The sequence below is a fragment of the Actinomadura rugatobispora genome (genome assembly GCF_042656285.1).
GTDB lineage: Bacteria > Actinomycetota > Actinomycetes > Streptosporangiales > Streptosporangiaceae > Spirillospora > Spirillospora rugatobispora.
Genome location: NZ_JBHSON010000244.1, coordinates 1 through 1,271, shown reverse-complemented (window position 1 = coordinate 1,271; position 1,271 = coordinate 1). Strand labels below are relative to the sequence as shown.

Here is a 1,271-nt window from a genome sequence, read left to right as displayed (position 1 = left end):
CCGGTCGCAAGTTCCGCGCCTTCACGGCGAAGCACCTCGACGAGCTGACCGCCCGGGCCGGGCTGAGCGAGCAGGAACGGCTGGAGACCAGGGCGGTCGCGACCGTCCTGCCCTTCCGGACCAACGCCTACGTCATCGAGGAGCTCATCGACTGGTCGGCCGCGCCGGACGACCCCATCTACCGGCTGGTCTTCCCGATGGCGGACATGCTGCCCGCCCAGGACGTCGCCGAACTGGCCGGCCTGCTGCGCCGCGAGGCTCCCAAGGCCGAGATCGACGCCGCCGCGCACAAGGTCCGGATGCGCCTCAACCCGCATCCCGCCGGGCAGATGGAACTCAACATCCCCAGCTTCGGCGACGGCAAGATCCCCGGACTGCAGCACAAGTACGACGAGACCGTGCTGTACTTCCCCAAGCAGGGCCAGACCTGCCACGCCTACTGCACCTACTGCTTCCGCTGGGCGCAGTTCGTCGGAGAGCCCGACCTGAAGATGGCCGGGGACGACTCCCACCAGCTCCGCGACTACCTGCTGGCCCACCCCGAGGTGACCAGCGTCCTGTTCACCGGCGGCGACGCCATGATCATGGGCGAGCCGGTGCTGCGCCGCTACGTCGAGCCGCTGCTGGACCTGGAGCAGCTGGAATCGATCCGCATCGGCACCAAGTCGCTGGCCTACTGGCCGCAGAAGTTCGTGACCGACCCCGACGCCGACGCCATGCTCGGCCTGTTCGAGCAGGTCGTCGAGTCCGGGAAGAACCTGGCCTTCATGGCCCACTTCACCCACCCGCGCGAGCTGGAACCGCTGGTGGTGACCGAGGCGGTACGCCGGATCCGCGACACCGGCGCCGTCATCCGCACCCAGGCGCCGCTGATCCGCACGATCAACGACGATCCGGACGCCTGGAAGAGCATGTGGCGGACCCAGACGCGCATGGGCATGGTCCCGTACTACATGTTCGTCGAGCGCGACACCGGCCCCCAGGACTACTTCGCGGTGCCGCTGGGGCGCGCGTACGAGATCTTCCAGACCGCCTACAAGGACGTGGCGGGACTGTCGCGGACCGTGCGCGGCCCGTCCATGTCGGCCACGCCCGGCAAGGTCTGCGTGGACGGTGTGCTGGAGCTGTTCGGCGAGAAGGTCTTCGCCCTGCACTTCATCCAGTGCCGCGATTCCGACCTGGTCGGCAAGCCCTTCTTCGCCAAGTACGACCCCGAGGCGGTCTGGCTGGACGACCTCAAACCCGCCTTCGCCGACCGCTTCCCCTGGCAG

1 protein-coding gene is annotated in these 1,271 nt (G+C 68.5%); it reads left to right on the top strand.

Annotation, left to right across the window (positions count from 1 at the left end):
* A partial coding sequence (locus tag ACFPZN_RS56115) for a KamA family radical SAM protein (protein WP_378293610.1) occupies positions 1-1,271 on the top strand: 1,271 nt, incomplete at both ends.